Source organism: Bradyrhizobium sp. ORS 375, from assembly GCF_000239775.1.
Classification (GTDB): Bacteria; Pseudomonadota; Alphaproteobacteria; order Rhizobiales; family Xanthobacteraceae; genus Bradyrhizobium.
In genome coordinates this window covers 1-1,729 of record NZ_CAFI01000329.1, presented here as the reverse complement: position 1 = coordinate 1,729, position 1,729 = coordinate 1, and the positions used below count along the sequence as shown (strand labels likewise).

General features: G+C 66.4%; 2 protein-coding genes. Both read left to right on the top strand.

Features of this window, described 5'->3' with window-relative positions:
* Nucleotides 1-86 precede the first annotated feature (86 nt).
* Entirely contained in the window at nucleotides 87-908 is an 822-nt protein-coding gene (locus BRAO375_RS23615) for an ABC transporter permease (protein ID WP_009029969.1), read from the top strand.
* Complete coding sequence (locus tag BRAO375_RS23610) at nucleotides 908-1,681, top strand: ABC transporter ATP-binding protein (RefSeq protein WP_009029968.1); 774 nt, start codon at nucleotides 908-910, stop codon at nucleotides 1,679-1,681. Before BRAO375_RS23615 ends, BRAO375_RS23610 begins: the two co-directional genes overlap by 1 nt.
* Nucleotides 1,682-1,729: the final 48 nt, after the last annotated feature.

The window sequence follows — 1,729 nt, the reverse complement described above, 5'->3', positions numbered from 1 at the left end:
AGAGGCTGGCAGCCCGCTTCGGGCTCGACTGTACCGACAATGACCACGAACAGCGCACTCATGGAGAGGATTGAGGGAGCTTGGCGATGCCGCGTGCCATGAACGTCGTTCCGAACCGGGGCAGCCGGCTGCTGCTGGCGTTGCTGCCGTTCCTGCTGATCGCGCTGATCTACGTGGTCGGCTCGGCACAGCGGCGGGCCGATAATCCCGACGACAAGCTGCTGCCGCCGGTCTCCGAGATGGTCGCGACCTCGAAGCGGCTCGCGACCGAGCCGGACCGGCGCTCCGGCGACTATGTGTTGTGGGCGGATACGGCGGCGAGCTTGCAGCGCCTCGCGCTCGGGCTCGGCATTTCCGCTGCGATCGGTCTCACGCTCGGCCTTGCAATCGGGTTGCTCCCGATCGCCGGGGCCGGCTTCGGCACGCTGGTCGCGGTGCTGTCGATGATCCCGCCGATGGCGGTGCTGCCCGTGCTCTTCATCGTGTTCGGCCTCGGTGAATTGTCCAAGGTCGTCCTGATCATCATCGGCGTCACGCCCACCTTGGTCCGCGATCTCTCGCTCGAAGTCCAGAACATGCCGCGCGAGCAGCTCATCAAGGCGCAGACCTTGGGCGCTTCCACCTGGCAGGTCGCGATCCGCGTGGTGCTGCCGCAGATCATGCCGCGGCTGATCCAGGGTCTCAGGCTGATGATCGGGCCTGCGTTCCTGTTCCTGATCTCGGCTGAAGCCATCGCCTCCGACGTCGGCCTCGGCTATCGCATCTTTCTGGTCCGCCGTTATCTGTCGATGGACGTGATCCTGCCCTACGTCGTCTGGATCACGCTGCTGGCTTACGTCTTCGATTACGCCCTGGTGTGGTTCGGCCAGCGCGCCTTTCCCTGGGCCTATGCGCAGGGCAGCCGCTGATGAGCACGCTGTCCTTCCGCAACGTCTGGGTCGAATACGGCAACCAGGTCGTGCTCGAGCGCATCAATCTCGAGATCGCCTCCGGGACGTTTCTGTCGATCGTCGGGCCCTCCGGCGCGGGAAAGAGCACCTTCCTTCGGCTGATCCTGGGGCAGGAGAAGCCGAGCCAGGGCGCCGTGCTGCTCGATGGCCAGCCGTTTCCGGCGGAGCCCGGTCCGGACCGCGGCATCGTGTTCCAGCGCTACTCGGTGTTTCCGCATCTCACCGTGCTCGGCAACGTCCTGCTCGGCTATGAGCTCACGGCGAGCCCGTTGACGGCGCGGCTGTTTGGTACTGCGCGCAGGGCCGCGGTGGAGAAGAGTCGCGCGCTGATCGAGGCGGTCGGCCTCGGGCCGCACGCCGACAAATATCCGAGCGCGCTGTCCGGCGGCATGCAGCAGCGGCTCGCCATCGCGCAGGCGCTTGCCAAGCAGCCGCGGGTGTTGCTGCTCGACGAGCCCTTCGGCGCGCTCGATCCCGGCACCCGCGCGCAGATGCATGCCCTGATCAAGCCGCTGTGGCGCGAGCACAAGATGACCATCGTGATGGTCACCCACGACATCAAGGAGGCGTTCGGCCTCGCCACGCGGCTGATCGCGCTCGACCGCCCGCGTAAGGACCCGCAGGCGCCGGAGCGGTTTGGCGCGCGCATCACCTACGATCTCGATCTCACCCGCGACAGTCCCGTGCCCGTGCTCGGCTTCATCCGCGCCAGCGTGCAGGCGGCGCAATAACACCCAGAAGAAACGAAGGAGAATTCCATGTCATTCCCCGCCATGCGG

Excerpts from the sequence above, each read along its gene's own strand:
- BRAO375_RS23615 (WP_009029969.1), top strand. The coding sequence starts at position 87 with ATGCCGCGTGCCATGAACGTCGTTCCGAACCGGGGCAGCCGGCTGCTG.
- BRAO375_RS23610 (WP_009029968.1), top strand. The coding sequence starts at position 908 with ATGAGCACGCTGTCCTTCCGCAACGTCTGGGTCGAATACGGCAACCAG.